The sequence below is a fragment of the Allotamlana fucoidanivorans genome (genome assembly GCF_006265225.1).
In the GTDB taxonomy this organism is placed as follows: Bacteria; Bacteroidota; Bacteroidia; order Flavobacteriales; family Flavobacteriaceae; genus Allotamlana; species Allotamlana fucoidanivorans.
On record NZ_VDCS01000001.1, the window covers coordinates 237,475 to 261,885 of the forward strand.

28 protein-coding genes are annotated in these 24,411 nt (G+C 35.8%); 19 read left to right on the forward strand and 9 right to left on the reverse strand.

The genetic code is table 11. From position 1 onward, the window contains the following. Window positions 1–6 precede the first annotated feature (6 nt). Complete coding sequence (locus FGF67_RS01005; protein WP_139694592.1) at window positions 7–600, reverse strand: riboflavin synthase; 594 nt, start codon at window positions 598–600, stop codon at window positions 7–9. A gap of 65 nt (window positions 601–665) precedes the next feature. Here FGF67_RS01005 and pdxA point away from each other — a divergent pair, with 65 nt between their 5' ends. The 12 genes from pdxA (at window position 666) to FGF67_RS01065 (ending at window position 10,116) form a co-directional block, all read left to right on the forward strand. Further along, window positions 666–1,718 carry a 4-hydroxythreonine-4-phosphate dehydrogenase PdxA gene (gene pdxA, locus FGF67_RS01010; protein WP_139694593.1) on the forward strand — a complete coding sequence of 351 codons (1,053 nt, stop codon included), beginning with the start codon at window positions 666–668 and terminating at the stop codon, window positions 1,716–1,718. A 114-nt stretch (window positions 1,719–1,832) separates the two neighbouring features. Then, entirely contained in the window at window positions 1,833–2,372 is a 540-nt protein-coding gene (locus FGF67_RS01015) for a YceD family protein (protein WP_139694594.1), read from the forward strand. 9 nt (window positions 2,373–2,381) lie between these two features. Next, complete coding sequence (rpmF, locus tag FGF67_RS01020; RefSeq protein WP_109352001.1) at window positions 2,382–2,585, forward strand: 50S ribosomal protein L32; 204 nt, start codon at window positions 2,382–2,384, stop codon at window positions 2,583–2,585. Between the two features lie 182 nt (window positions 2,586–2,767). Continuing rightward, complete coding sequence (locus FGF67_RS01025) at window positions 2,768–3,763, forward strand: beta-ketoacyl-ACP synthase III (RefSeq protein WP_139694595.1); 996 nt, start codon at window positions 2,768–2,770, stop codon at window positions 3,761–3,763. A gap of 33 nt (window positions 3,764–3,796) precedes the next feature. After that, window positions 3,797–4,285 (forward strand): acetyl-CoA carboxylase biotin carboxyl carrier protein, encoded by a 489-nt coding sequence (gene accB / locus FGF67_RS01030; RefSeq protein ID WP_139694596.1) that lies wholly within the window; start codon window positions 3,797–3,799, stop codon window positions 4,283–4,285. Window positions 4,286–4,376: 91 nt separating this feature from the next. Further along, window positions 4,377–5,729 (forward strand): acetyl-CoA carboxylase biotin carboxylase subunit, encoded by a 1,353-nt coding sequence (gene accC / locus FGF67_RS01035; protein WP_139694597.1) that lies wholly within the window; start codon window positions 4,377–4,379, stop codon window positions 5,727–5,729. A gap of 165 nt (window positions 5,730–5,894) precedes the next feature. Beyond that, window positions 5,895–7,010 (forward strand): NAD(P)/FAD-dependent oxidoreductase, encoded by a 1,116-nt coding sequence (locus FGF67_RS01040; RefSeq protein ID WP_139694598.1) that lies wholly within the window; start codon window positions 5,895–5,897, stop codon window positions 7,008–7,010. Next, a complete protein-coding gene (gene mtgA / locus FGF67_RS01045) occupies window positions 7,011–7,703 on the forward strand; it encodes a monofunctional biosynthetic peptidoglycan transglycosylase (protein ID WP_139694599.1) in 693 nt (230 codons plus the stop codon). Then, entirely contained in the window at window positions 7,690–8,154 is a 465-nt protein-coding gene (locus tag FGF67_RS01050) for a 3-oxoacyl-ACP synthase (RefSeq protein ID WP_139694600.1), read from the forward strand. The genes mtgA and FGF67_RS01050 overlap by 14 nt, the downstream gene beginning before the upstream one ends. Window positions 8,155–8,299: 145 nt before the next feature. Continuing rightward, complete coding sequence (locus tag FGF67_RS01055) at window positions 8,300–8,851, forward strand: TetR/AcrR family transcriptional regulator (RefSeq protein WP_139694601.1); 552 nt, start codon at window positions 8,300–8,302, stop codon at window positions 8,849–8,851. A 49-nt stretch (window positions 8,852–8,900) separates the two neighbouring features. Further along, entirely contained in the window at window positions 8,901–9,761 is an 861-nt protein-coding gene (locus FGF67_RS01060; RefSeq protein ID WP_139694602.1) for an SDR family oxidoreductase, read from the forward strand. Window position 9,762: 1 nt separating this feature from the next. Next, window positions 9,763–10,116 carry a DoxX family protein gene (locus tag FGF67_RS01065; protein WP_139694603.1) on the forward strand — a complete coding sequence of 118 codons (354 nt, stop codon included), beginning with the start codon at window positions 9,763–9,765 and terminating at the stop codon, window positions 10,114–10,116. A gap of 203 nt (window positions 10,117–10,319) precedes the next feature. On the opposite strand, the gene FGF67_RS01070 is transcribed toward FGF67_RS01065, so the two are convergent. From FGF67_RS01070 to FGF67_RS01095, 6 genes are all read right to left on the reverse strand, one after another. Then, window positions 10,320–11,234 carry an ABC transporter ATP-binding protein gene (locus FGF67_RS01070; protein WP_139694604.1) on the reverse strand — a complete coding sequence of 305 codons (915 nt, stop codon included), beginning with the start codon at window positions 11,232–11,234 and terminating at the stop codon, window positions 10,320–10,322. Window positions 11,235–11,306: 72 nt separating this feature from the next. Further along, complete coding sequence (locus FGF67_RS01075) at window positions 11,307–13,463, reverse strand: prolyl oligopeptidase family serine peptidase (RefSeq protein ID WP_139694605.1); 2,157 nt, start codon at window positions 13,461–13,463, stop codon at window positions 11,307–11,309. Window positions 13,464–13,554: 91 nt separating this feature from the next. Then, window positions 13,555–14,544, reverse strand: coding sequence for an aspartate-semialdehyde dehydrogenase (locus tag FGF67_RS01080; protein ID WP_139694606.1), 990 nt, complete (start codon window positions 14,542–14,544; stop codon window positions 13,555–13,557). Window positions 14,545–14,678: 134 nt separating this feature from the next. Then, window positions 14,679–15,080, reverse strand: a complete 402-nt coding sequence (mscL, locus tag FGF67_RS01085) for a large-conductance mechanosensitive channel protein MscL (RefSeq protein WP_139694607.1) — start codon at window positions 15,078–15,080, stop codon at window positions 14,679–14,681. 64 nt (window positions 15,081–15,144) lie between these two features. Further along, complete coding sequence (gene alr, locus FGF67_RS01090; protein WP_139694608.1) at window positions 15,145–16,251, reverse strand: alanine racemase; 1,107 nt, start codon at window positions 16,249–16,251, stop codon at window positions 15,145–15,147. Beyond that, complete coding sequence (locus FGF67_RS01095) at window positions 16,244–16,891, reverse strand: thymidine kinase (protein ID WP_139694609.1); 648 nt, start codon at window positions 16,889–16,891, stop codon at window positions 16,244–16,246. The genes alr and FGF67_RS01095 overlap by 8 nt, the downstream gene beginning before the upstream one ends. 108 nt (window positions 16,892–16,999) lie before the next feature. On the opposite strand from FGF67_RS01095, the gene FGF67_RS01100 reads away from it, so the two are divergent. From FGF67_RS01100 to FGF67_RS01115, 4 genes are all read left to right on the forward strand, one after another. Then, window positions 17,000–17,731: a hypothetical protein gene (locus FGF67_RS01100; RefSeq protein WP_139694610.1), complete on the forward strand. Its 732-nt coding sequence runs from the start codon at window positions 17,000–17,002 to the stop codon at window positions 17,729–17,731. 104 nt (window positions 17,732–17,835) lie between these two features. Beyond that, a complete protein-coding gene (rsmI, locus tag FGF67_RS01105) occupies window positions 17,836–18,507 on the forward strand; it encodes a 16S rRNA (cytidine(1402)-2'-O)-methyltransferase (RefSeq protein WP_139694611.1) in 672 nt (223 codons plus the stop codon). Window positions 18,508–18,537: 30 nt separating this feature from the next. Further along, a complete protein-coding gene (locus FGF67_RS01110; RefSeq protein ID WP_139694612.1) occupies window positions 18,538–18,882 on the forward strand; it encodes a HopJ type III effector protein in 345 nt (114 codons plus the stop codon). A gap of 56 nt (window positions 18,883–18,938) precedes the next feature. Continuing rightward, window positions 18,939–19,508, forward strand: coding sequence for a uracil-DNA glycosylase family protein (locus FGF67_RS01115; RefSeq protein WP_139694613.1), 570 nt, complete (start codon window positions 18,939–18,941; stop codon window positions 19,506–19,508). Window positions 19,509–19,519: 11 nt separating this feature from the next. Here the strand turns inward: FGF67_RS01115 and FGF67_RS01120 are convergent, their stop codons facing one another. Then, on the reverse strand, window positions 19,520–20,110 hold the full coding sequence (locus FGF67_RS01120; RefSeq protein WP_139694614.1) for a carboxymuconolactone decarboxylase family protein: 591 nt from the start codon (window positions 20,108–20,110) through the stop codon (window positions 19,520–19,522). 55 nt (window positions 20,111–20,165) lie between these two features. On the opposite strand from FGF67_RS01120, the gene FGF67_RS01125 reads away from it, so the two are divergent. The 3 genes from FGF67_RS01125 to FGF67_RS01135 are packed head-to-tail and all read left to right on the forward strand — an operon-like array spanning window position 20,166 to window position 23,589. Then, window positions 20,166–20,612, forward strand: a complete 447-nt coding sequence (locus FGF67_RS01125; protein ID WP_139694615.1) for an OsmC family protein — start codon at window positions 20,166–20,168, stop codon at window positions 20,610–20,612. Between the two features lie 14 nt (window positions 20,613–20,626). Continuing rightward, entirely contained in the window at window positions 20,627–22,321 is a 1,695-nt protein-coding gene (gene recJ, locus FGF67_RS01130; protein WP_139694616.1) for a single-stranded-DNA-specific exonuclease RecJ, read from the forward strand. Between the two features lie 2 nt (window positions 22,322–22,323). Then, window positions 22,324–23,589 carry an MFS transporter gene (locus tag FGF67_RS01135; protein WP_139694617.1) on the forward strand — a complete coding sequence of 422 codons (1,266 nt, stop codon included), beginning with the start codon at window positions 22,324–22,326 and terminating at the stop codon, window positions 23,587–23,589. Here FGF67_RS01135 and FGF67_RS01140 read toward each other — a convergent pair. Further along, window positions 23,586–24,356: a UDP-2,3-diacylglucosamine diphosphatase gene (locus FGF67_RS01140; RefSeq protein ID WP_139694618.1), complete on the reverse strand. Its 771-nt coding sequence runs from the start codon at window positions 24,354–24,356 to the stop codon at window positions 23,586–23,588. The two genes, FGF67_RS01135 and FGF67_RS01140, sit on opposite strands and share 4 nt — an antisense overlap. Window positions 24,357–24,411 lie beyond the last annotated feature (55 nt).

Sequence of the window (24,411 nt, forward strand, 5' to 3'; positions counted from 1 at the left end):
TCTTCTCTATTCTGCTTGAATTGCCATTAACCGAGAAACATATTTTCCTAAAACATCAAATTCTAAATTGACCATGGTTCCTTTTTTAAACGTCTTAAAATTGGTATGCTCATAAGTAAAGGGTATAATGGCTACGCTAAAACTGTCTTTTTTTGAGTTAACTACAGTTAAACTAGTGCCATTTACGGTGATAGATCCTTTTTCTATAGTGATATTATTTAAGTCAGAGTCATACTGAAACGTAAACACCCAGCTTCCGTTGTCTTCCTTTATATGGGTGCAAATAGCCGTTTGGTCTACATGGCCTTGTACTATATGGCCATCCAGTCGATCTCCAAGTTTCATAGCGCGCTCTAAATTAACAGGGTCATTCACGTTTAGAGTATTTAAGTTGGTTTTATCAAGGGTTTCTTTAATCGCTGTAACGGTATATTCATCATTATTTATGTTAACAACGGTTAGGCAAACCCCATTATGAGCTACACTTTGATCTATCTTCAATTCAGAGGTAATCTTACTTTTTACAGTAATATGAAGATTATCTAATTCCGATTTTAAATTTGTTACAACGCCAAGATTTTCAATAATTCCGGTAAACATGCTATTCTCTGTTTATTTGGTTAAATTTGCAACATCAAAATTACAAACAAAAGTTGTCATTTTTAATGAAGCCAGAAGAAAATATACGTATAGGAATATCAATAGGAGATTTAAACGGTATTGGAGCAGAAATTGTTTTAAAAACATTTGAAGATTCAAGAATGTTAGACTTTTGTACGCCTGTTATTTTTGCGTCAACAAAAACCATAGCCTTTTTTAAATCACATTTTAATTATCAGGTTACCTTTCAAAGTATAAATAATTTGAATCAAGTAGTGCATGGTAAAGTGAATATATTTAATTGTTGGAATGAGCAGGTTAAAATAGAATTTGGAAAAGAAGACACTAAAATTGGTGAGTATGCTTTTAAATCGTTGCAAGCAGCTACAAAGGCATTAAAGAATAATGAAATTGATGCTTTAGTTACCGCTCCAATCAATAAGTTCAACATCCAATCTAAACAATTTAAGTTTCCGGGGCATACCGATTATTTAGCTAAGGAGTTAGAAGGTGAAAGTCTTATGTTTATGATTACCAGTAATTTGAGGGTGGGTTTGCTTACGGATCACGTTCCTGTGAGTGAAATTTCAAATCATATTACACCAGAGTTGATTAAACAAAAAATTAATACGGTTTATGCATCACTTGTTAAGGATTTTAAAATTCAGAAACCAAAAATTGCCGTCTTGGGTATTAATCCACATACAGGAGATAATGGTGTTATTGGAAAAGAGGATGATGATATATTGCGACCAACGCTTAGAGAGATAAAAGAAGAAGGCAAGCTCGTTTATGGGCCTTATGCAGCCGATAGTTTTTTTGGCTCAAACAACTATAAAAACTTTGATGCCATAATTGCGACTTATCACGATCAAGGATTGATTCCTTTTAAAACCTTATCCTTTGGGCAGGGCGTTAATTTTACGGCTGGTTTGAGTAAGGTGAGAACCTCACCAGACCACGGTACTGCTTATGAGATTGCAGGTACGGGTAAAGCGGATGAAAACTCATTTAAGGAAGCTGTTTTTAGTGCTATTGAAATTTATAAAAATAGACGTGATTATCAAGAGCTTACTGCAAACCCATTAAAAAAAGTAGCTAGAACAGACCGCCGATAGCACGGCTTAACTATAATAAAACTAGGAAGTTGAAGATATAAACAAAAAAATGTTTATAACTAATGTTGCTTAAATAAAAATTTGTATATTTGCGGGCTCAAAATAGATGTGGTAATGAAAGTGTTGAAAGAGTTTACAATTCCATTTGTAGGTTTAAAAATAGGCAAACATCTTTTTGAGTACAAGGTTGAACGAGCGTTCTTTGAATATTTTGAGTATGAAGATTTTAACGATGTAAGTCTTGATGTTTCTGTTGTTTTAGAAAAGAAAACAACGTTACTTGAACTACATTTTAAAATTTCTGGATGGGTTAATGTCTATTGCGATTTAACCAATGAACCTTACAACCAAACTATAGAAAATGAGTTTGATTTGGTTGTTAAGTTTGGTGAAGAGTATAATGATGAATATGATGATATTTTAATCGTGCCACATGGTACTTACGAAATTAATATTCAGCAATATATCTATGAGTTGTCTATATTGGCTGTTCCTGCCAAAAGGGTGCATCCTGGAGTTGAAGATGGAACGTTAGATTCTGAAATACTTAAAAAATTAGAAGAGTTAAGTCCAAAAGTAGAGGAAAACAAAAACAAAGAAGAGGATACAGATCCTCGTTGGGATACATTAAAGAAATTATTAACGGATAAATAAACATATAAAATGGCACATCCAAAGAGAAAAATCTCTAAAACAAGAAGAGATAAGAGAAGAACACATTATAAAGCAACTGCGCCACAGATTGCAACTTGTCCTACTACAGGTGAGGCTCATTTATATCATAGAGCGCACTGGCACGAAGGAAAATTATATTACAGAGGTCAAGTATTAATTGACAACTCTGAAGAAATAGAAAATGTTGCATAACTAACTATGCATGCATAAGTTAAAACGCTCATTTATGAGCGTTTTTTTTATGAAATACTTTTTCTGAAGGACAAAAACTAGTAATTTGCATATTATTACGTCAAAATTTAGTAGTTTTCGCCAAATTTTGAACAATTTTGTCCAAATTTTAATGATTTTTTGGTCAAATTAACTCTAAAGTTATGAGTAAAATTTCAGCAGCAATAACAGCTGTCGGTGCTTATGTGCCAGAATATGTATTAACCAATCAAATTCTTGAAACGATGGTTGATACAAACGATGAGTGGATTACCACAAGAACAGGTATAAAAGAGCGTCGTATACTAAAAGATGAAGGAAAAGGAACATCTTTTCTTGCCATTCAGGCCGCTCAAGATTTAATCAATAAAAAAGGTTTAGACCCTAAAGATATTGAATTGGTAATTGTGGCCACAGCTACACCAGATATGAAAGCTGCATCTACGGCTTCATACACCGCTTTGAAAATAGGAGCAACCAACGCGTTTTCTTTTGATATGGATGCGGCATGTTCAAGTTTTTTATATGGTATGTCGGTTGCTGCCAGTTATATAGAATCAGGACGTTATAAAAATGTATTATTGATTGGCGCTGATAAAATGTCTTCCATCATAAATTATAAAGATAGAGCCACATGTATCATCTTTGGTGATGGTGCGGGTGCCGTACTTTTTGAACCAACTGAAGAAAATTTAGGGCTTCAAGATGAGTATTTAAGAAGTGATGGTTCTGGTAGAGATTTTTTACAAGCTACCTACGGCGGATCTTCGCATGCCATCACACATGATGTTTTAGATAACGGCGGTCATTATGCGTTTCAAGAAGGCCGAACCGTATTCAAAAATGCAGTGTTTAACATGGCTGATGCTACGGTAAAAATCTTAGAACGAAATAATCTAACTAAAGATGATGTAGATTGGCTTGCGGCGCATCAAGCAAATAAACGTATTATAGATGCTACGGCACAACGTATAGATTTAGAAGAAGATAAGGTTATGGTTAATATTCACAAATATGGGAATACTACATCGGCTACCTTACCGTTATTATTGAATGATTATGAATCCCAACTAAAAAAAGGAGATAATATTATATTTGCTGCTTTTGGAGGTGGATTTAACTGGGGGGCTATTTATTTAAAATGGGCCTATAATTCTTAACTAACCACTAACTAATTAATTAGTAATAAAATTATGGATTTAAAAGAGATTCAAAACTTAATTAAGTTTGTTGCCAAATCTGGAGCAAGTGAGGTTAAATTAGAAATGGATGATGTAAAAATCACCATTAAAACAGGATCAGATTCTGAAACAACCATTGTTCATCAAGTTCCTACACAGCAAATGGCACAACCTGTTGCTGCGCCAGCACCTATAGCTGAAGCACCTGTTCCTGCAGCGGCACCTGCGCCTGCTGCCCCAGCGACTTCTGACGATTCAAAATACATTACCATCAAATCGCCTATAATAGGTACATTCTACAGAAAACCATCACCAGATAAACCATTATTTGTTGAGGTTGGTCAAACCATTGCTGAAGGAGATGTGCTTTGTATTATTGAAGCCATGAAGCTTTTTAATGAAATAGAATCTGAAGTTTCTGGAAAAATTGTTAAGATTTTAGTTGATGATTCATCTCCTGTTGAATTTGATCAGCCACTATTCTTAGTTGACCCATCTTAATTTTTAGATTATTAGATTTATCAACCATTAGAGTGTAACCGTTCTAATTACATGAATAATCCAATTGTCATTTTAATCTAAACCACTAAAGATGTTTAAAAAAATATTAATAGCCAATAGAGGGGAAATAGCCTTACGTGTTATTAGAACCTGTAAAGAAATGGGCATAAAAACGGTAGCTGTATACTCTACAGTTGACGCAGAAAGTTTACATGTTAAATTTGCTGATGAAGCCGTTTGTATAGGGCCAGCTCCAAGTAGTGAGTCTTATTTAAAAATGTCGAATATTATATCTGCTGCCGAAATTACCAATGCAGATGCCATCCATCCTGGATACGGATTTTTATCTGAAAACGCCAAATTTTCTAAAATCTGTGAAGAGCACGGTATAAAATTTATCGGGGCATCTCCTGAAATGATTGATAGAATGGGAGATAAAGCCAATGCTAAAGCAACTATGAAAGCGGCTGGCGTACCATGTGTGCCTGGAAGTGACGGTGTGATAGAAGATTTTGAAGCCTGTAAAAAGATAGCTGAAGAAACAGGCTATCCTGTGATGCTAAAAGCGTCTGCTGGTGGAGGAGGAAAAGGTATGCGTGCCGTTTGGAAACCAGAAGATTTGCAAGCCGCTTGGGAATCAGCTAGAACAGAATCAAAAGCTGCTTTTGGTAATGACGATATGTATATGGAGAAACTTATTGAAGAACCTAGACATATTGAAATTCAAATTGTAGGGGATTCTACAGGAAAAGCTTGTCACCTATCAGAGCGTGATTGTTCTGTGCAACGTCGTCATCAAAAGCTTACTGAAGAGGTACCATCGCCGTTTATGACGAATGCCTTACGAAAAAAAATGGGTGAAGCTGCTGTAAAAGCTGCCGAGTATATTAAGTATGAAGGTGCGGGAACTATTGAGTTTTTAGTTGATAAACACAGAAACTTCTACTTTATGGAAATGAATACACGTATTCAGGTAGAGCACCCAATTACTGAGCAAGTTATCGATTTCGATTTGATTAGAGAGCAAATTCTTGTGGCTGCTGGCGTGCCAATTTCGGGTAAAAATTACACACCAAAATTACACTCTATAGAATGTAGAATTAATGCAGAAGATCCTTTTAATGGGTTCAGACCATCACCAGGCGTTATTACCACCTTACATGCTCCAGGAGGCCACGGTGTACGTTTAGATACACATGTATATGCTGGGTATGCTATTCCTCCAAATTATGACTCTATGATTGCTAAGTTAATCACCACGGCGCAAACCAGAGAAGAAGCTATTAATAAAATGAAGCGCGCGTTAGATGAGTTCGTTATTGAGGGTATAAAAACAACCATTCCGTTCCATAGACAACTTATGGATCATCCAGATTATTTAGCTGGTAACTATACCACAAAATTTATGGAAGATTTTGTTATGGAAAAGCAAGTTGAAGAATAAACACATAAAACTCCGAAATTTAATTCGGAGTTTTTTTATGGTGTTACTTTTGCAGAAAAGCAAAAGTCAGGCTATCCGCTATATCTTTTTCTCGTGCCTTAAAAAAGGATGCCGCTTCTATCCTTAACACAACTTTTGTGTATTAGAAAACCTTAAATTAGCAACATGAAGCTATCCTATTGGGACATTAAATCGTGGTTAAGCCATATAGATTTTTGTATTGTTGGTAGTGGCATTGTAGGTTTAAGCTGTGCATTACAACTTAAATTACGCTACCCGAAATCAAAAATTTTAGTGTTAGAAAAAGGCATTCTGCCTCAAGGTGCTAGTACAAAAAATGCTGGATTTGCTTGCTTTGGTAGTTTAAGTGAACTATTAAATGACTTAAAATCGCATTCAGAAGATGAGGTTATCAAACTTGTAACCCAAAGGGTTGAGGGGTTAACTATATTAAGGAAAACCTTGGGCGATACAGCTATACGGTATCAACAATTTGGTGGTTATGAGTTATTTGCCAAAACCTCTCCAGAATTGTATGAAACGTGTTTATCAAAAAAAGAAGAAATAAATATATTACTAAAACCTGTTTTTAAAGATAATGTGTTTAGTGTAAAATCTAATATTTTCAAGTTTCAAAATATTCAAGAACATAATATTTTTAACCCGTTTGAAGGACAAATTGATACGGGGTGCATGATGGAGGCTTTGCTGCATAAAGTGCAAGTAATGGGTGTAAAAATTCTAAATAGCATTGAAGTGAAAGCGTTTTCAGAAGACCAGAACGCTGTTCATATTGAAACGAATTTATGCACGCTATCTGCTTCAAAATTACTCATTGCAACAAACGGATTTACCTCCCAATTAATACAAGAGAAGGTTAAACCAGCAAGAGCTCAAGTGTTGATTACTACACAAATTCCTAATCTAAACATAAAAGGAAGCTTTCATTTAGATGAAGGGTATTATTATTTTAGAAATATTGACAATAGAATACTTCTTGGCGGCGGCCGAAACCTCGACTTTAAAGGGGAAGAAACCTTTAATTTTGGTGAAACAGAGTTAATTCAAAGCCAATTAGAACACCTGTTAAAAACGGTAATATTACCAACTCGTCCTTTTGAAATTGAACAACGGTGGAGTGGCATTATGGGATTAGGCTCTCAAAAAAGACCTATTGTTAAACCTTTAGGCAATCGTGTATATTGTGGGGTGCGTTTGGGAGGTATGGGTGTTGCTATTGGTGGTTTAATAGGAGCAGATTTAGCTAATCTTATTACATGAATGATGAGAAGGATTTTTAGGTGCATTTTTAAAACATTATTATGGTTCGTGATATTGTCATTAAGCCTGGTTCTCATTTTTAAGTGGGTTCCTGTCCCAATAACGCCACTTATGGTAATGCGATACTTAGAAACCAACAGTCAAAAAAGTATATATCATGATTGGGTGGCTATTGAAGACATTTCAAAAGATCTTCAATTAGCTGTAATTTGTAGTGAAGATCAAAATTTTTTAGAGCATAAAGGATTTGATTTTGCAGCGATAAAAAAAGCATTTGATTATAATAAAAAAGGTAAGCGATTAAAAGGAGCCAGTACCATAAGTCAACAAACAGCAAAAAACGTGTTTTTATGGCCACAACGTAGTTGGCTAAGAAAAGGTCTTGAAGTGTATTTTACATTTTTAATTGAACTGTGTTGGACTAAAGAACGTATTATGGAGGTTTATTTGAATAGTGTAGAGATGGGAAATTATGTTTACGGAGCAGAAGCGGCTTCAAAATTTTGGTTTAAAAAGTCAGTTAAAAAACTCACAAAATATGAAGCCGCAGCCATAGCAGCTATTCTACCAAATCCTAGAGTTTATAAAGCTAATCCTGCTTCAGAATATATTCAGTCAAGAAAACAATGGATTGTAAGGCAAATGAGGTATTTTGGACCTCTAGAATACCGTGTGAAACATGACGAACAATAATTTAAAGCTCAAGCAAGAGTTGTATCGGTTCTGTTGTAAGTTTGTTGAAGATAGGCGTCTGGCTATTCAACATACTATTCAAGACCTTCAAGAGGCATTAAATTCTGAAACTAAGAGCACAGCTGGAGATAAACATGAAACAGGACGTGCTATGCTACAATTAGAACGAGAAAAGGTTGGCCATCAATTAGCCGAAATAAAGAAGTTAAATAGCGTACTTGCAAAAGTTAATACAACAAAAGCATGTAATACAGTGGTCTTAGGCGCGGTAGTATGTACAACACAAGCCAATTATTTTATAAGCATTAGTGCTGGAACCATTGCAATAGAGGGGCAAACATTTTATGCGATTTCTCCTTCCACACCTATAGCAAAACTGCTTATTTCAAAACAACTAGGGGATAGAATTGATTTTAGAAATCATGCTTTTACCATAACGAATGTGTTTTAAATAGCCTGAAGGACGGTGTAGAACAGTATTAAGTATTAAGATTCAGAGTTTTTGTTGTGGTATTACCCGCAACATATAAATAACAACGAATTTTAAAAAATTGTAAAATTGGAATATATGTTCCAGAATTTTATATATTTGTACAGTGAACAAAAAACAAAGAATATTATCTTCGGCTCTTAAAATTCTTGCAGAGCAAGGTCTACATAACACACCTATGTCTGCTATTGGAAAGGCAGCGACAACAGGAATGGGGACTATTTATAACTACTTCCCTAATAAAGAGGCTTTGATTAATGAAATTTATACAGATATAAAAAAGCAAGAAAGTTTACTCTTTGAAAATTTTGATTCCAATAAACCAATCAAAACACAATTTGAAAACTATTTTACTATTGCTGTTACATTTTTCATTGATAATTCCTATTATTTTGCGTTTATGGAGCAAATGCAAGCTTCTCCAATTATAACGGAAAATAGCAAGGAAGAAGGTAGGAAAGCCATAACTCCTATTTTTGAACTTTTAATGCTAGGAAAACAACAACGTATTATTAAAAACATTGACATTGAAGAAATTTTGATGTTTATAGGGGGTGCCATTTTATCCTATTTAAGATGGTATTATAATCAAACAGAGAAGAATCAAACCTCACTTGAAAATCAAGTGATAATGGTTTGGGACGCTATCAAAGAATAAAAAATTTAGAAAAAAATTGGAATGAATATTCATTCTATAAATAGCAATTATGAAAAAAAACGTATTAATTACAGGAACGTCAACAGGAGTAGGATTTGAAATGGCTATTCTATTCGCAAAAAATAACTATAAGGTCTATGCAACAATGCGTAATCTTAAAAAGTCTGACAAGTTAAAACAGAAGATTAAGGAAGAAAAGCTTAATATTGAGATACTTCCCTTGGACGTAACTAAAGTGGATTCCATTGAATTAGCTGTAAAAACTCTTATAGAAAAAGATGGAAAAATAGATATACTAGTCAACAACGCCGGAGCTGGTTTTGCTAAGACTACTGAACACGCTTCCGAAGAAGAGATTAGATGGGTTACTGACGTAAATTATCACGGTGTAGTTTTTTGTACACAAGCGGTACTACCTTATATGAGAAAACAAAAATCTGGTCAAATAATCAGTATAACTTCTGTTGGCGGTTTAGTAGGACAACCTTTTAACGAATTATATTGCGGTGCTAAATTTGCTGTAGAAGGGTTTATGGAAGGGCTTGCTACCTATGTTAGTGATGCCTTCTCTATCAAAATTACTTGCATTGAACCAGGAGGAATAGCTACAGAATTTATGACTTCCGCTATTGAAAAAACATCTTTTGAAGGACAATTTGCAGCAGGAGAATACTTACCAATATTTGAAAGATATATGGCAGGAAACCAGAAAAGGGCAAATGAAAGTAAAGAGCAAGTGTATCAAACAGGAATAGAAGTGGCAGAAGTTGCTTTAGGTATTGCTCAAAACGAAAATCCACCCTTAAGAATTCGAACTTCACAATGGGCTGAAGATTTTTGTGCGTTAAAAACAAAAGCTGATCGAGATGGTCGTAAAATAGTGAAACAATTACAAGATAGTTTCTTATAATATGAAAGTAATATATTGGTCTTCAACAGCAATAATATCAGCTTTCCTCTTCTTAAGCTCATATAGCTATCTATTAAGCAAAAGTACAATTCAAGGAATTAGAGCTTTAGGTTTTCCCGACTTTTTTAGGGTAGAACTTGCTGTTTTAAAATTGATAGCAGCAATAGTATTACTAATCCCGTTAGCTTCTTTACAACTAAAAGAATGGGCTTATGCTGGTGTAGGGTTATTTTTTATAACAGCCTTAATTGCACATATCAAACATAAGGATTCCATTTTTATTACGCTTTTACTTCTTGCGCTTATGGGAATTCTAATAGTATCCAACATATATATGAACAAGTTTTTGAAATAAGTATTATAGGTAACTTGGTCTATGAAAAATGGCAAAGGAAAGCACCAATCATAAAAGGTTTTGCTTTTTTTACTCCTTGTGTTGATAATTGTGTTTTAATAAAATAGAAATTATAAAAGAGCAACATATTTTGGGATAATTTCGGACTAGATGAAATCATTGTAGCCTATCTATCCGTTCAAATAAAACAGGTTAAAAACGATTTACTCTTTTATTTCTAAAAACACGTCTGATGCAATTTTAAGGGGAGCATGACTTTGAAAGAAAATAGTGTCTTGATTTAACAGAGCTTCAACAAGATAGTATGTTCCTTTAAAATAGCATTGTTTTACGGTTGCTTTTAAATGTGTAGTATCATTAATAACAATTAGCTGGTGGGCATAAACAATCGTGTTATTTATTATATTGAACTCTCCAAAAAAAGAAGCAATTAGTGGTGTTTTTGGGTGTTTAAATAAAACGTTTGGTGTGTTATGTGCCATGATGTTATGATCATGCAAAACCATCATATTATCTGCAAAACCTAGTACATCTTCTTTATCGTGGGTGGCGACAATACAAGTAATGTTTTTTTCTTTTAAAAATTTAAAAACCTTTCGTCTTAAGCTTTGCTTTTTAAAATTGTCTATATGGCTAAAGGGTTCATCTAAAAGTAAAATTTCAGGTTGCTTGGCTAGAGCTCTAGCTAGGGCAACGCGCTGTTTTTGCCCACCACTTAGTAATTTTACTTTGGTCTGAGCATAGTTTTCCAGTTCCACCACTTTAATAAGTTCTTGAGTACGTAAGGCCTTTTCTTCAGGAAAAAAATTAGACAAGAAGGTGCCTATATTTTCTTCCACAGTTGTGTATGGCATCAAATCAAATTCTTGAGCTACATATTTCATAAAGTCATATCCAATAACAAGATTGAATTTAGGCCCTAAAATTTGAGAGTTATTCCAGTAAATCGCTCCTTGGTTTAAATCATATTCTCCATATAGGATTTTAAGTAAGGTACTTTTTCCAGATCCACTTTCTCCAATAATAGCAAGGTGTTCCCCTTGTTTTACTTCGAAAGAAATATTGTTTAAAACGGCGTTTTTTGAATACGAAAAAGATATGTTTTTTACCTGTAGCATGTGGGCTTAATATGGCTGATTAAAAAAAGCGCTACCAGCAAACGAGCGTTTTTATCCGTTTTGAATATCATATTATCCATTTAGTTTTTTATCTGTTTTGCTAGGTAACACCTCATATCCCATATTATAAAGTGTAAATCCAAATATATCAGCATACAGGTCAATTATTTTACTCACAGGGGTGCCTGCCCCATGACCTGCATCGGTTTCAATTCTAATTAATGTTGGGTTATTTCCGTTATGTTTACTTTGTAGTTCTGCAGCAAATTTAAAGCTATGCGCTGGTACTACTCTATCATCATGATCGCCAGTTGTTATTAAAGTAGCGGGATAATCTACGCCCGATTTTACATTATGAACAGGCGAATACCCTTTTAAATAGTCAAACATAGCTTTGCTGTCATCTACGGTACCATAATCATAAGCCCAGCCAGCTCCTGCGGTAAATGTGTGATACCGTAGCATATCTAAAACACCAACAGCAGGCAAAGCCACCTTAGCCAAATCTGGTCTTTGTGTCATAACAGCCCCTACTAGCAAACCTCCGTTTGATCCGCCACGAATGGCTAAATAATCATGTGATGTATACTTGTTTTTTATGAGATATTCTCCTGCAGCGATAAAGTCGTCAAACACATTTTGTTTTTGCATTTTAGTGCCAGCATCATGCCATTTTTTACCATATTCGCCGCCACCGCGTAAGTTAGGAATAGCCAATATACCACCCTGTTCCATCCATACCGCATTTGCAATGCTAAAAGTAGGTGTTAAGCTCACGTTGAATCCGCCGTAACCATAAAGAATTGTTGGGTTTTTACCGTTAAGCGCCACCCCTTTTTTGTGTGTAATGAGCATGGGTACTTTAGTGCCATCTTTTGAGGTGTAAAAAATTTGATTACTTTCATACTCGTCACTATTAAAAGCTATGTCTGGTTGCCAGTTTAAGCTCACCTCACCAGTGTCCATATTAAATGTATAAATACTTGTTGGGGTTTTATAGTTAGTGAAATTAAAGTAATCTATCTTTTCATCTTTCTTTGTTCCAAAACCACTTGCGGTTCCAAGTCCAGGAAGTTGAATGTCCCTCACCAATGTCCCATCATAATTGTACTGCATAACTTTTGAAAGTGCATCAACCATGTAATGCGCAAATATATAGCCGCCTCCTTTTGTTGCGGTTAATACATATTCCGTTTCAGGTAGAACATCAACCCAATGCTCAGGTGTAGGATTTGATGCGTCAACTGACACTATTTTTTTATTTGGTGCGTTTAAATTTGTTACTAAAAATAGCTTGTTGCCATCATTACTTAAAACCGAAGTATCACTATTAGCGTGATCTAAAATAGTGGTAAAATTACTATCTGGTTTATTGAGGTCCTTAATAAGCAACTTGTTTCCTGAGGTAGAGATTTTGGGCGTAAGGATTAAAAACCGATCATCTTCAGAAACAAAAGCATAAATATAGCGGTGTTTTTCTTCTGGTGTTCCTCCATAAATTAAAACATCATCCTTTTGAGACGTGCCTAATTTATGGTAATACACTTTGTGTTGATCTGTTTTGGCCGAAAGTTCGCTACCGTTAGGTTTATCATAGCTTGAATAATAGAATCCTTCGTTTTTATACCAAGAAATTCGCGTAAATTTTACATCTGTAATAGTGTCTTCAGTAATTTTTTTGGTTTTGGTATCCATAACCAAAATTTTGCGCCAATCACTACCACCTTCAGAAATAGAATACGCTAATATTTCGCCATTTTTTGAGAAACTTAAGGCATCTAAAGATACAGTGCCATCCGTTGACAATGTATTGGGATCTAAAAATACTTCAGGCTCAGAGCCCTCTTTTGTTCTGTAATATACATCTTGGTTTTGTAAACCATCATTTTTTGAAAAATACGTATAATCACCTTCTTTAAAAGGAGCGCTTCGCTTTTCAAAATTCCATAGTTTTGATAATCTATCTTTGAGGGCGACCCTAAACGGAATCTGGTCAAGGTAATTGTATGTCACTTGGTTTTGGGCTACAACCCAGGCTTCTGTTTCTTTACTTCTATCATCTTCCAGCCAGCGGTAAGGATCTTTAACATTAACACCAAAGTAAGTGTTTACGGTATCAACAGTTTTTGTCGTTGGATAATTCAAAGGAGTAAATTTTGTTTGTTGAACGTCATTTTTACAGGCAATCAAGAAAAACAGGCTTAAGCTGTAGAGGTGTATTTTTGTCATAATTGGGGAGAATAATAAAGAACAAAAATACATAAAAAAACTCCTGCTTGGTTAAACAGGAGTTTGTTAAATATAACTTAAGATTTCAAATCTACACTAATTCATTTTCAATTAAATACTCCGCAATTTGAATGGTATTAGTTGCGGCACCTTTTCTTAGGTTATCCGCTACAATCCACATGTTAAGTGTGTTGGGTTGCGTTTCATCTCTTCGTATTCTTCCAACAAAAACCTCGTCTTTATCATGTGCATAAATAGGCATAGGGTAGGTGTTTGTGTCTGTGTTATCTTGAACCACCACACCAGGTGTTTGACTTAATAACTTACGAACCTCAGACAAATCAAAATCTTTTTCAAACTCTACATTTACCGATTCCGAATGACCTCCAGCCGTTGGAATCCTAACTGCAGTGGCTGATACCGAAAACGTATTGTCGTTTAATATTTTTTGAGGCTCTCTAGCCAATTTCATTTCTTCTTTGGTATACCCATTATCTTGAAACACGTCACAATGTGGTAGCGCGTTTCTTCCTATAGGGTAAGGATAAGCCATTTCACCTTCAATACCAGCAATTTCATTTTCTAATTGTCTTACCGCCTTAACACCAGTACCAGAAACCGATTGGTATGTAGATACAATAACACGTTTCATGGTGTAAGCTTTATGAAGTGGAGCCAAAGCCATAACCAACTGAATTGTTGAACAGTTAGGGTTTGCAATGATTTTATCTTCTTTAGTTAATTCGGAGGCATTAATTTCAGGAACAACTAATTTTTTTGAAGGATCCATACGCCAAGCAGAAGAGTTGTCAACCACAGTAGTGCCAACTTCGGCAAATTTAGGCGCCCATTCTAATGAGGTATCGCCACCCGCTGAAAACAAAGCAATATCAGGACGCATAGCAACAGCAGTTTCTAAGCCTACAACTTTATAATCGTTTCCTTTGTACGTTATGGTTTTTCCAACAGATCTTTCAGAAGCAACTGGAATTAATTCCGTTACTGGAAAATTACGTTCTGCAAGAACTTTTAACATCACCTCGCCAACCATTCCTGTGGCACCTACAACGGCTACTTTCATTTTTCTAAATTTTTATTAATTGCTGTGCAAATCTAAGTATTAATTCTATTTTAAAAATTAAAAAAAGCCCTTGTTCTCTGAAAACAAGGGCTTTTTAACAACAAATAACACAAAGTTATTTATTTAACAAATTGTTATTTTTTCAATAAATCTCTGATTTCAGTCAATAAATCTTCTTGTGAAGGCCCTTTTGGTGGTTCTGGGGCGGGCTCTTCCTTCTTTTTCATTTTGTTAACGCCTTTTACAATCATAAACATGACAAAAGCCACAATGATAAAGTCTATCACATTAGTTAAGAAAGCACCCCAAAGCACAGAAACTTCACCTTCCATAATACCTTCAGCATTGGCAACCCCTTCTTTTAGTACCAATTTTAAATCTTTAAAGTCTGCTTTGAAAATTAATCCGATAAGCGGTGAAACTATACCGCCAGTAAATGACGTGACCACTTCTTTAAATGCGGCACCCATAACAAAACCAACAGCGATGTCTACTAGGTTGCCTTTCATGGCAAACTCTTTGAATTCTTTTAACATAATAGAAAATTTAAAATTAGTACACTCAAAAATAAGTAAAAAAGTTTAACATATGTTAAGACTTTTATCTTATAAAAATGCGTTTTATGCGCTGTGATACCGAGGTAATGAGCTCGTAAGAAATGGTTTGGGCCGTTTCTGCCAACTGCTCAGCAGTTTCATTTTTGCCAAAAACAATAACTTCATCGCCTTCACTACAAGCAATTTTGGTAACATTTACCATAATCATATCCATACAAACATTACCAATTATAGGTGCTTTTTTACCGTGAATCATCACGTAGCCTGTTTCTTTACCGTATTGGCGACCAATACCATCGGCATGCCCAATAGGAAGCGTGGCTGTTGTTATGGAAGATTCACTTTTAAAACCGCGATTATATCCTACCGATTCTCCCTTTTTTATATGATGAATTTGCGAAATCACTGTTTTTAAAGTGCCAATAGGTTTTAAAAATTGATTTTCTTTTTCAGAATTACCAAAGCCGTATAACCCAATACCACTGCGTACCATATCAAAATGAGCCTCAGGATAATTCAATATTCCTGATGTGTTACACATATGAAGCCATGGAGAAAGACCCGAAGTAGATTTGAAGTTTTTAGCAATGCTCTTAAATACTTCAATTTGACGTATTGTGAAGTCTTTTTCGTTTAGGTCTTCGCTTGCGGCTAAATGAGAAAATATCGATTTCACTTCTAAAGCAGGATTATCTTTTACCTGTGAGGCAACAACATCTATCTGCTCTTTTGAGAAACCAAGGCGGTTTAACCCCGTATTAAATTTTAAGTGTATAGGGTAGTTTTCTAGTTTTTCTTTTTCAGCAAATTGAATAAATTCCTCTAAAATTTTAGTGTTGTACAATGCCGGTTCTAAACTATGTTCAACAAGTAAATTAAAGTTTACCGTTTGTGGATGAAGCACTAAAATAGGGCTAACAATGCCAGCCGCTCTTAAAGTTAAGCCCTCATTAATGTAAGCCACAGCAAAATAATCCACCTTTAAAGATTCTAAATACTTGGCAATTTCACACGGATTGTTGCCATAAGCATAGGCCTTTACCACGGCCAAAAATTTGGTGTGGGGTTTCAGTTTAGATTTTAAATGGTTAAAATTATGTTGAAGTGCTTTTAAGTCTATTTCAAGCACAGTCTCTTGTGCTTTAGGCATCGGGGTCTTTGGGTTTTGTTTTTATTTCTTCGGCATCATTCACTTTCATGTTTCGTACCTTATCGCGCATCATGGCTTTATAAAAGGCAGCCCTGCTTAAAGGTTCATACTCATTAACTTCACCCAGCAAAACTAAACTGTTGTTTTGGTTTTTTCTGTAGCTGTACTGAGCTAAATTTCCAGTTCTTGTGCATACAGCATGTACTTTGGTCACATATTCGGCAGTAGCCATTAAATTGGGCATTGGGCCAAACGGATTGCCTTTAAAATCCATATCTAAACCAGCAACAATAACACGAACGCCTTTGTTTGCTAAATCATTACATATACGTACAATTTCATCATCAAAAAACTGAGCTTCATCAATACCAACTACGTCACAACCATCAGCTAAAATAGGAATATTGGCTGCAGCAGGAACAGGAGTAGATCTTATTTCATTAGCATCATGTGACACCACCATATCTTCACCATATCGTACGTCAATGGCGGGTTTAAAAATTTCAACTTTTTGCCTTGCAAATTGAGCGCGCTTTAGCCGGCGGATGAGTTCTTCGGTTTTTCCTGAAAACATCGAGCCGCAAATAACTTCAATCCACCCAAATTGTTCTTTATGATTTACTGTATTTTCAAGAAACATTTTGTAATTTTAACACTAAAACAAAGCAATTATTCGTTCGTATAAAGGTGGCGTAAATTTATTAAAAATCAAAAACCTTAAGGCGCAATAATTTAAAAATTATAAACAATGAAGAAGAAGTTAGAATCTGATCTGGTAAGTATAGCCCACAGAATTTTGAAACTGAAGGGGAAAGAAGATGTTATAAAAATGCATGCCGAGGTTTCTGCGCTTTATGAGAAATTAACGGTGCTTAAATTTGCTCATGAAAATTTTGACGGTGCCATACCAACCATTGGTAATGATTCATCCTTTTTTGGGATGTTAGACAGTGCTTTTAACAATAAGGTGAGTGATAATATTGAGATTGAAGACAAAATTTATATTGATTTAGATGATTCAGACCGTATAGAGATAACCACACCAGCCATGTCTAAAATCAAGGCTATGCTGAAGTTAATGCCAGATGAACCACAACAAATAAAACCAAAAGAGGAAAAAGCATCTGAAAAAAAGGATGATTTAGAAACTATTACCGAAGGGTTTAAAGATTTGCCTGTATTTGAGCCCGCTTCAACCAGTAGCAATGGCTTATCTAATGAAAAAAAATCACTAAATGATGCGCTTAAAGTAGGCGGATTAAAAATAGGACTCAATGATAAAATTGCTTTTATAAAACACCTTTTTGAAGGTAAAAATGAAGACTATGATCGTGTTTTGTCGCAACTCAATACCTTTGTTTTACATGAAAATGCCAAAAATTTTATTCAATCGGTTGTAAAACCAGATTACAATAACTGGGAAGGTAAAGAAGAGTTTGAAAACCGTTTTATGGAAATTATTGAAGCTAAGTTTAATTAAATTTTGGGTGTTACCGCGCCCCAAAAAGCGCGGTCGTGTTTTCCGCTTCTAGTTTTGGCTCGATGCCCGCCTCGCCAAAAGCTAACCACTACAACCACTAACACATGAGTAAACTATACATAGTACCAACACCTATTGGCAATTTAAAAGATATGACCTTTAGGGCGATTGAGATTTTAAAGTCGGTCGATTTAATTTTAGCCGAAGACACTAGAACTTCTGGAAAGCTGTTAAAGCACTTTGAAATATCAACCCCCATGCAATCACACCATATGCATAATGAGCACAAAACGGTTGAAGGGATTATTCAAAAGCTAAAATTAGGAACTGCCGTGGCACTCATTAGCGATGCGGGAACACCAGCTATTTCAGACCCTGGTTATTTGTTAACACGGGCCTGTATAGAACAAGATATGGCCATAGAGTGTTTACCCGGCGCCACAGCCTTTGTACCAGCCTTAGTGAATTCTGGGTTGCCTAATGACAAGTTCGTTTTTGAGGGATTTTTGCCTGTTAAAAAAGGACGTCAAACCCGATTATTAATGTTGGCCGAGGAAACACGTACTATGATTTTTTATGAAAGTCCGCACAAGCTCATAAAAACGTTAGGACATTTTTGTGAATATTTTGGCGAAGAACGTCAGGTGTCTGTTTCCAGAGAACTTTCCAAGCTATACGAAGAAACACAACGAGGTACCATGAAAGAAGTCTGTGATTATTTTATAGCGAAACCACCCAAAGGTGAGATTGTTATAGTGGTGGCAGGTAAAAAATAATTGACATACAATTCCAATTTTAAAAATACGATGACCGTAGCAACATTTATAGATAAACTAAAAACCAATCCAAAAAATATAACTTTTTCAGAGACCATGGCTGTCATTGAAGCCAATTATACCTTTAAACCTTCAGCCTTTAAAAATGGTGATTTACAAAACGAAGCAGGGCAAAACTCTGGGTCATGCAAATTATTTGCTTTTGCTAAAGCACAACGATTAACACAGAAAGAAACCTTAGCATGTTTTGGTTCGTATTATTTTGATGAGGTTTTAAATGATCCAAACGGGACAGGGCATCAAAACATCAGGAATTTTATGAAAACGGGTTTTGAAGGATTGCGTTTTGAAACTGAGCCATTAACTAAAAAATAGTATACCATCTAGCTAGGCAAAACAGACTTATATGTGTTTTACAGAGGTACTGAATAATGCAAAAACTACTTAAAAACATAAAAGAATGTACTATTTGCCAAGAACACTTACCGTTTGGGCCTAGGCCTGTTGTATCTGCGCATCAAGATTCAAAAATAGTAATTATAGGTCAGGCTCCAGGAACTAAAGTGCACGCCTCAGGCATTCCATGGAATGATGTGAGTGGAAAACAACTTAGAAAATGGCTTGGTGTTTCTGGAGAAACTTTTTATAACACATCTCATTTTGCTATCGTTCCTATGGGGTTTTGTTACCCAGGTAAAGGAAAATCGGGAGATTTACCACCAAGACCAGAGTGTGCACCGCAATGGCATGAACCATTGTTTTCTGTATTAAAACAGGTGGAATTGGTAATTTTAGTAGGAATGTATGTACAACAGTATTATTTGGGGAAAGCAGCTAAAAATACCTTAACAGAAACCGTAGAAAATTATAATGCGTATTTACCAAAATATTTTCCTCTTCCACATCCATCTCCTAGAAATCGATTTTGGCTTACCAAGAATCCTTGGTTTGAGTTGGATGTTTTACCAGAATTGAGAAGCCGCGTAAAGGGATTGATTTAATAAATAAAGGTTTAAACATGCTTCCCTTTTTCCCAGCCATGTTTTCCTAGATAGTGTTCACCACTCTCAATGGCGCCTGCTTCCATTGAGGTAGCCATAGAATCATTCCAACGGTTTAAATAACCAAAGAGCGAAATAACACCCAGCATTTCAACAATGTCACCTTCATTCCAATATTGGTATAAACGTTTTTTTATTGTTTCATCAACGGCATTAGGAATTTGAGAGGCCGCCAAACTAAAATCTAAAGCAGCGCGTTCAGCCTCATTAAAAGCAGGATGTGTTCTATATTCCCAAATGTTTTCTAGTTGTTCCTGTTCTGCGCCATAGCGTTCTGCCGCTCTAATAGCGTGCGCCTGACAATATCGGCAGCCTGTTGCATTACTACTTACCCAGGCAATCATACGTTTTAAGGCTGAAGTTACTTGGCCTTCATTAGCCATAACTGCTTTGTTTAAGTTGATAAAAGCTTTACTGATAGCAGGTCTATGTTGCATGGTTAATACCGAATTAGGGCAAAATCCAAGGGTTTCATTAAAAAATTCAGCTAATTCTCTGGTTTCTAAATCATGATTGGCAGATAAAGGTGGTACTAAAGGCATATTTTATTTATTATGTAGTATTTTTGACTTTAAAATTAACGAAAAAATTATACCTATGGCGGTTCAAGTTACCACAACATGGTTAGGAGATATGCGATTTGAAAGTACAAATCCATCCGGACATAATTTATTTATTGATGCAGGCGAAGAAAATGGCGGTAAAGGCGAAGGCTACAGACCGAAGGCTTTAATGTTGTCTGCTTTGGCAGGATGCTCGGGGCTGGATGTGGCATCGTTGATTAAGAAAATGAAGTTGACTGTTGAGGATTTCAAAATTGAAATTGAGGCCAATCTCACTGAGGAACACCCAAAAATTTATGATAAGGTTGTTATGCATTTTCATTTTCACGGGGATGCTTTAAATGAAAAAAAACTTCAAAAAGCGGTAGATTTATCGGTTGAAAAATATTGCGGTGTTATGGAAATGTTTCGCCAGTTTGCGGAGCTTGATATCCAGATACATTTTCATATAAACAAGGTAGATTTTTTTCCTGTTAAATAACGATAGGCCAATTTATGCGTTGGACTTTAAAACCAAAACCTTCAAAAGAAAACGTTGAAGCCTTGCAAAAAGCGCTTCAAATTGATCCTGTTTTAGCGTCACTGCTTGTTCAAAGGGGTGTTGATAATTATGATGCAGCCCGAAAGTTTTTCAGACCGAGTTTAGATGATTTGCACGATCCATTCTTAATGAAGGATATGGATAGGGCAGTAGCGCGCATTGAGCAAGCCATTGCTAACAAAGAAAATATTTTGGTATATGGCGATTATGATGTAGATGGCACAACATCGGTGGCTTTAATGGCATCTTACCTGAAAACTAAACATAGTTTGGTGTATACCTATATACCTAACAGGTATGATGAAGGTTACGGGGTTTCTTATAAGGGGATAAACTTTGCTTTAGAAAATGATTTCACCCTGATTATTGCTTTAGACTGTGGTATTAAAGCAATTGAAAAAGTAGCGCATGCTAAAAAAATGGGTATTGATTTTATTATTTGTGATCATCATAGGCCAGGGGCTGTTATTCCTGATGCTGTTGCGGTTTTAGATCCTAAACGTGATGATTGCACCTATCCGTACAAAGAACTTTGTGGTTGCGGAGTTGGTTTTAAACTCATTCAGGCTCTAGCCTCAAAGGAAGGAAAAACAGCGCATGATTTAACAGAATACCTCGATTTGGTGGCTACGGCTGTGGGTGCCGATATTGTGCCTATTGATGGTGAAAATAGAATATTGACGTATTTTGGGTTGCAGGTAATAAATAATAATCCGCGTCCAGGCATCAAGGCTATTTTAAATCAGGTTGAAAAAACCGAGCTTACCATTACCGATGTAGTCTTTTTAGTGGCTCCAAGAATAAATGCGGCTGGACGCATGAAACATGGTAACTATGCGGTTACCTTGCTCGCTGAAGAAGAGCCAGACAAGGCGGAAAATTATGCAGCAGAAATTAATGATTATAACCTAGACAGACGTGAAATTGATAAACAAATTACTGAAGAGGCTCTCCAGCAAATTATTGATAACAATGAACAAAACTGTCTTACTACGGTTGTTTATCATCAAGACTGGCATAAAGGTGTTATTGGTATTGTGGCTTCTCGATTAATAGAAACCTATTATAGACCAACCTTAGTGTTTACTAGAAGTGGTGATAAATTAGCAGCCTCAGCACGTTCGGTTAGGGGCTTTGATGTGTATGCTGCATTAGAAGCTTGTCAAGATCATATTGAGCAATTTGGCGGGCATAAATATGCGGCTGGGTTAACCCTAAAAGCAGAAAATTATGAGGCCTTTAAGCAAGCTTTTGAAGATGTCGTGTCTGGTACTATTGATAGAACTTTATTGACGCCTGAAATTACTATTGATGCCCAGATTGATCTCAAAAATATAACCCCAAAATTTTATAGAATACTAAAACAGTTTGCGCCATTTGGCCCAAGTAATATGACACCTGTTTTTATGACTGATGGTTTGGTAGACACGGGTTATGGCAAGTGTGTTGGTGAGGACAAAACCCATTTAAGACTCACCGCAACACAACCCAATAGTACCGCCCGATTTGTTTGTATTGGTTTTAGTATGGGGGATAAATATGACTTAATTTCTGAAGGGAAGCCTTTTAAAGCGGTGTATTCTGTTGATGAAAACCAATGGCAGGGTAATATATCACTTCAATTAAAACTTCGCGATCTTAAAGCATGACCATGGCAAAAAATGATCCTTACGCGGCACTCAGAATAAAGGAGTTTAATATTTTTCTTTTAATGCGGCTGTTATTGGTTTTTGGGTGGTCCATGCAATTTATTGTCATTGAATGGCAGGTGTATAGTCTTACTAAAGATCCATTGTCATTGGGTATTATAGGGCTTATGGAAATTATTCCAGCCTTTACCATGGCGTTGTTTGCAGGACATATTGTTGATCAGCGTGAAAAACGGAATCTATTAGCACTATGCATTGCATTGTTTTCATTAATTAGTTTGGGGTTGTTTTTGTTAACCTGGCCTAGATTAGTGAGCAACTGGTCTACACATTCCGTTTTATATGGTATTTATGGTTTGGTTTTTTTTGGTGGGTTTTTACGTTCTTTTTTCGGTCCCACTATATTCTCTCTAGTGGCTTTAATTGTACCTAAGGCGGTATATCCAAATGCGGCTACATGGAGTACCAGTACATGGAAAACGGCTGCCGTACTAGGAGCGCTTTGCGGCGGGTTTTTTATTAGCTGGATGGGAGTAGATACCACACTTTGTTTGGTTTTTATATTGGTAGCCTTGTCGTTTGTTTTAACCTTTCAGATAAAAAAGAAACCTATTTTAAATAAAAAGATTGGAGAACCTGTAAAAGATAGTTTAAAAGCAGGGGTTCAATTTGTGTTTCAAAATAAAGCCATTTTAGGGGCTTTAACTTTAGATATGATTGCGGTACTTTTTGGAGGAACGGTAGCTATTTTATCAGTGTTTGCTCAAGATATTTTAAATGTAGGGAGTCAAGGTTTTGGCATATTGAATGCCTCTATTTCATTAGGAAGTATTATTACCATGTTTATTACTACCTATATTCCCATTAGCAAGAATACGGGTAAAAAACTTCTAGTAGCAGTCTTTATTTTTGGTTTGAGTATTATTGGGTTTGGTTTGTCGTCTCTGTTTTGGGTAAGTATTTTAATGTTGTTTATTAGTGGTGCTGCTGATGGTATTTCTATGATTATTCGTCAAACCATATTACAGCTAAAAACCCCCGATGAGATGCGCGGGAGGGTGTCTTCTGTAAACTCCATGTTTGTAGGGTCTTCAAATGAGTTAGGTGCTTTTGAAAGCGGTTTGGCGGCTAAAATCATGGGGCCTGTGGCTGGCGTGGTATTTGGCGGGTTTATGACACTGCTTACTGTTTTTGCTATTGGAGTTAAAAATCCAGTGCTTCGAGAACTGGATTTAACAGAAGATATGCAGATTAATCTGAATGATTAATTCTTTGGTAAAGGGTTGTATGTTTTTAGTTCAAACTGGTCACCATCAAAAACACCGTAGGTGAAATATTGAATCCAGTCGCCAAGATTAATGTATTTTGAGTTTTCGGGAAGATCAATATTTAAGGGAAGATGTCTGTGCCCAAATACAAAAAAATCGCGATGTTTGTCTTCTAACTTGCGTTTGCAATATTGCACAAGCCATTCATTGTCTTCACCAAGAAACTTGGCATCTTCATCTCCAGAAATGAGTTTGTTTTTAACGGAGAGGTATTGGGCTAACCGAACGCCCAGATCTGGATGCAACCAACGAAATAGCCATTTGCAAAACGGATTGGTAAATACCTTTTTCATGCGTTTATAGCCTTTGTCGCCAGGGCCTAAACCATCACCATGGCCAATAAAAAAGGTTTTATTGTTAAAGGTGAATTCTTTAGGTTGATGAAATACAGGAATGTTTAATTCTTCTTCAAAATAGCCATTCATCCATAAATCATGATTACCCACAAAATAATAAATAGGAATGCCAGAATCGCTAATTTCGGCCAGCTTACCTAATGTTCTGGTAAAGCCTTTGGGAACTACGGTTTTAAAATCTATCCAGAAGTCAAATAAATCACCTAATAGAAAAATAGCAGCAGCATCTTCTTTAATCGCGTCTAACCAGGCTACAAATTTCTTTTCGCGGGGCAATGAAGCCTCATTTGTGGGAGCGCCCAAGTGATTATCTGAAGCGAAATATATTTTTTTTCCTTTGGGAATTTGCATGCGTAAATATAAGGATTCCTGTTGAGGTTACTGGGTATGAATTTTTGTTCCTTTT

Coding starts and splice junctions, on each gene's coding strand:
- FGF67_RS01005 (WP_139694592.1), bottom strand. CDS start 600: ATGTTTACCGGAATTATTGAAAATCTTGGCGTTGTAACAAATTTAAAA.
- pdxA (WP_139694593.1), top strand. CDS start 666: ATGAAGCCAGAAGAAAATATACGTATAGGAATATCAATAGGAGATTTA.
- FGF67_RS01015 (WP_139694594.1), top strand. CDS start 1,833: ATGAAAGTGTTGAAAGAGTTTACAATTCCATTTGTAGGTTTAAAAATA.
- rpmF (WP_109352001.1), top strand. CDS start 2,382: ATGGCACATCCAAAGAGAAAAATCTCTAAAACAAGAAGAGATAAGAGA.
- FGF67_RS01025 (WP_139694595.1), top strand. CDS start 2,768: ATGAGTAAAATTTCAGCAGCAATAACAGCTGTCGGTGCTTATGTGCCA.
- accB (WP_139694596.1), top strand. CDS start 3,797: ATGGATTTAAAAGAGATTCAAAACTTAATTAAGTTTGTTGCCAAATCT.
- accC (WP_139694597.1), top strand. CDS start 4,377: ATGTTTAAAAAAATATTAATAGCCAATAGAGGGGAAATAGCCTTACGT.
- FGF67_RS01040 (WP_139694598.1), top strand. CDS start 5,895: ATGAAGCTATCCTATTGGGACATTAAATCGTGGTTAAGCCATATAGAT.
- mtgA (WP_139694599.1), top strand. CDS start 7,011: ATGATGAGAAGGATTTTTAGGTGCATTTTTAAAACATTATTATGGTTC.
- FGF67_RS01050 (WP_139694600.1), top strand. CDS start 7,690: ATGACGAACAATAATTTAAAGCTCAAGCAAGAGTTGTATCGGTTCTGT.
- FGF67_RS01060 (WP_139694602.1), top strand. CDS start 8,901: ATGAAAAAAAACGTATTAATTACAGGAACGTCAACAGGAGTAGGATTT.
- FGF67_RS01065 (WP_139694603.1), top strand. CDS start 9,763: ATGAAAGTAATATATTGGTCTTCAACAGCAATAATATCAGCTTTCCTC.
- FGF67_RS01070 (WP_139694604.1), bottom strand. CDS start 11,234: ATGCTACAGGTAAAAAACATATCTTTTTCGTATTCAAAAAACGCCGTT.
- FGF67_RS01075 (WP_139694605.1), bottom strand. CDS start 13,463: ATGACAAAAATACACCTCTACAGCTTAAGCCTGTTTTTCTTGATTGCC.
- FGF67_RS01080 (WP_139694606.1), bottom strand. CDS start 14,544: ATGAAAGTAGCCGTTGTAGGTGCCACAGGAATGGTTGGCGAGGTGATG.
- mscL (WP_139694607.1), bottom strand. CDS start 15,080: ATGTTAAAAGAATTCAAAGAGTTTGCCATGAAAGGCAACCTAGTAGAC.
- alr (WP_139694608.1), bottom strand. CDS start 16,251: ATGCCTAAAGCACAAGAGACTGTGCTTGAAATAGACTTAAAAGCACTT.
- FGF67_RS01095 (WP_139694609.1), bottom strand. CDS start 16,891: ATGTTTCTTGAAAATACAGTAAATCATAAAGAACAATTTGGGTGGATT.
- FGF67_RS01100 (WP_139694610.1), top strand. CDS start 17,000: ATGAAGAAGAAGTTAGAATCTGATCTGGTAAGTATAGCCCACAGAATT.
- rsmI (WP_139694611.1), top strand. CDS start 17,836: ATGAGTAAACTATACATAGTACCAACACCTATTGGCAATTTAAAAGAT.
- FGF67_RS01110 (WP_139694612.1), top strand. CDS start 18,538: ATGACCGTAGCAACATTTATAGATAAACTAAAAACCAATCCAAAAAAT.
- FGF67_RS01115 (WP_139694613.1), top strand. CDS start 18,939: ATGCAAAAACTACTTAAAAACATAAAAGAATGTACTATTTGCCAAGAA.
- FGF67_RS01120 (WP_139694614.1), bottom strand. CDS start 20,110: ATGCCTTTAGTACCACCTTTATCTGCCAATCATGATTTAGAAACCAGA.
- FGF67_RS01125 (WP_139694615.1), top strand. CDS start 20,166: ATGGCGGTTCAAGTTACCACAACATGGTTAGGAGATATGCGATTTGAA.
- recJ (WP_139694616.1), top strand. CDS start 20,627: ATGCGTTGGACTTTAAAACCAAAACCTTCAAAAGAAAACGTTGAAGCC.
- FGF67_RS01135 (WP_139694617.1), top strand. CDS start 22,324: ATGGCAAAAAATGATCCTTACGCGGCACTCAGAATAAAGGAGTTTAAT.
- FGF67_RS01140 (WP_139694618.1), bottom strand. CDS start 24,356: ATGCAAATTCCCAAAGGAAAAAAAATATATTTCGCTTCAGATAATCAC.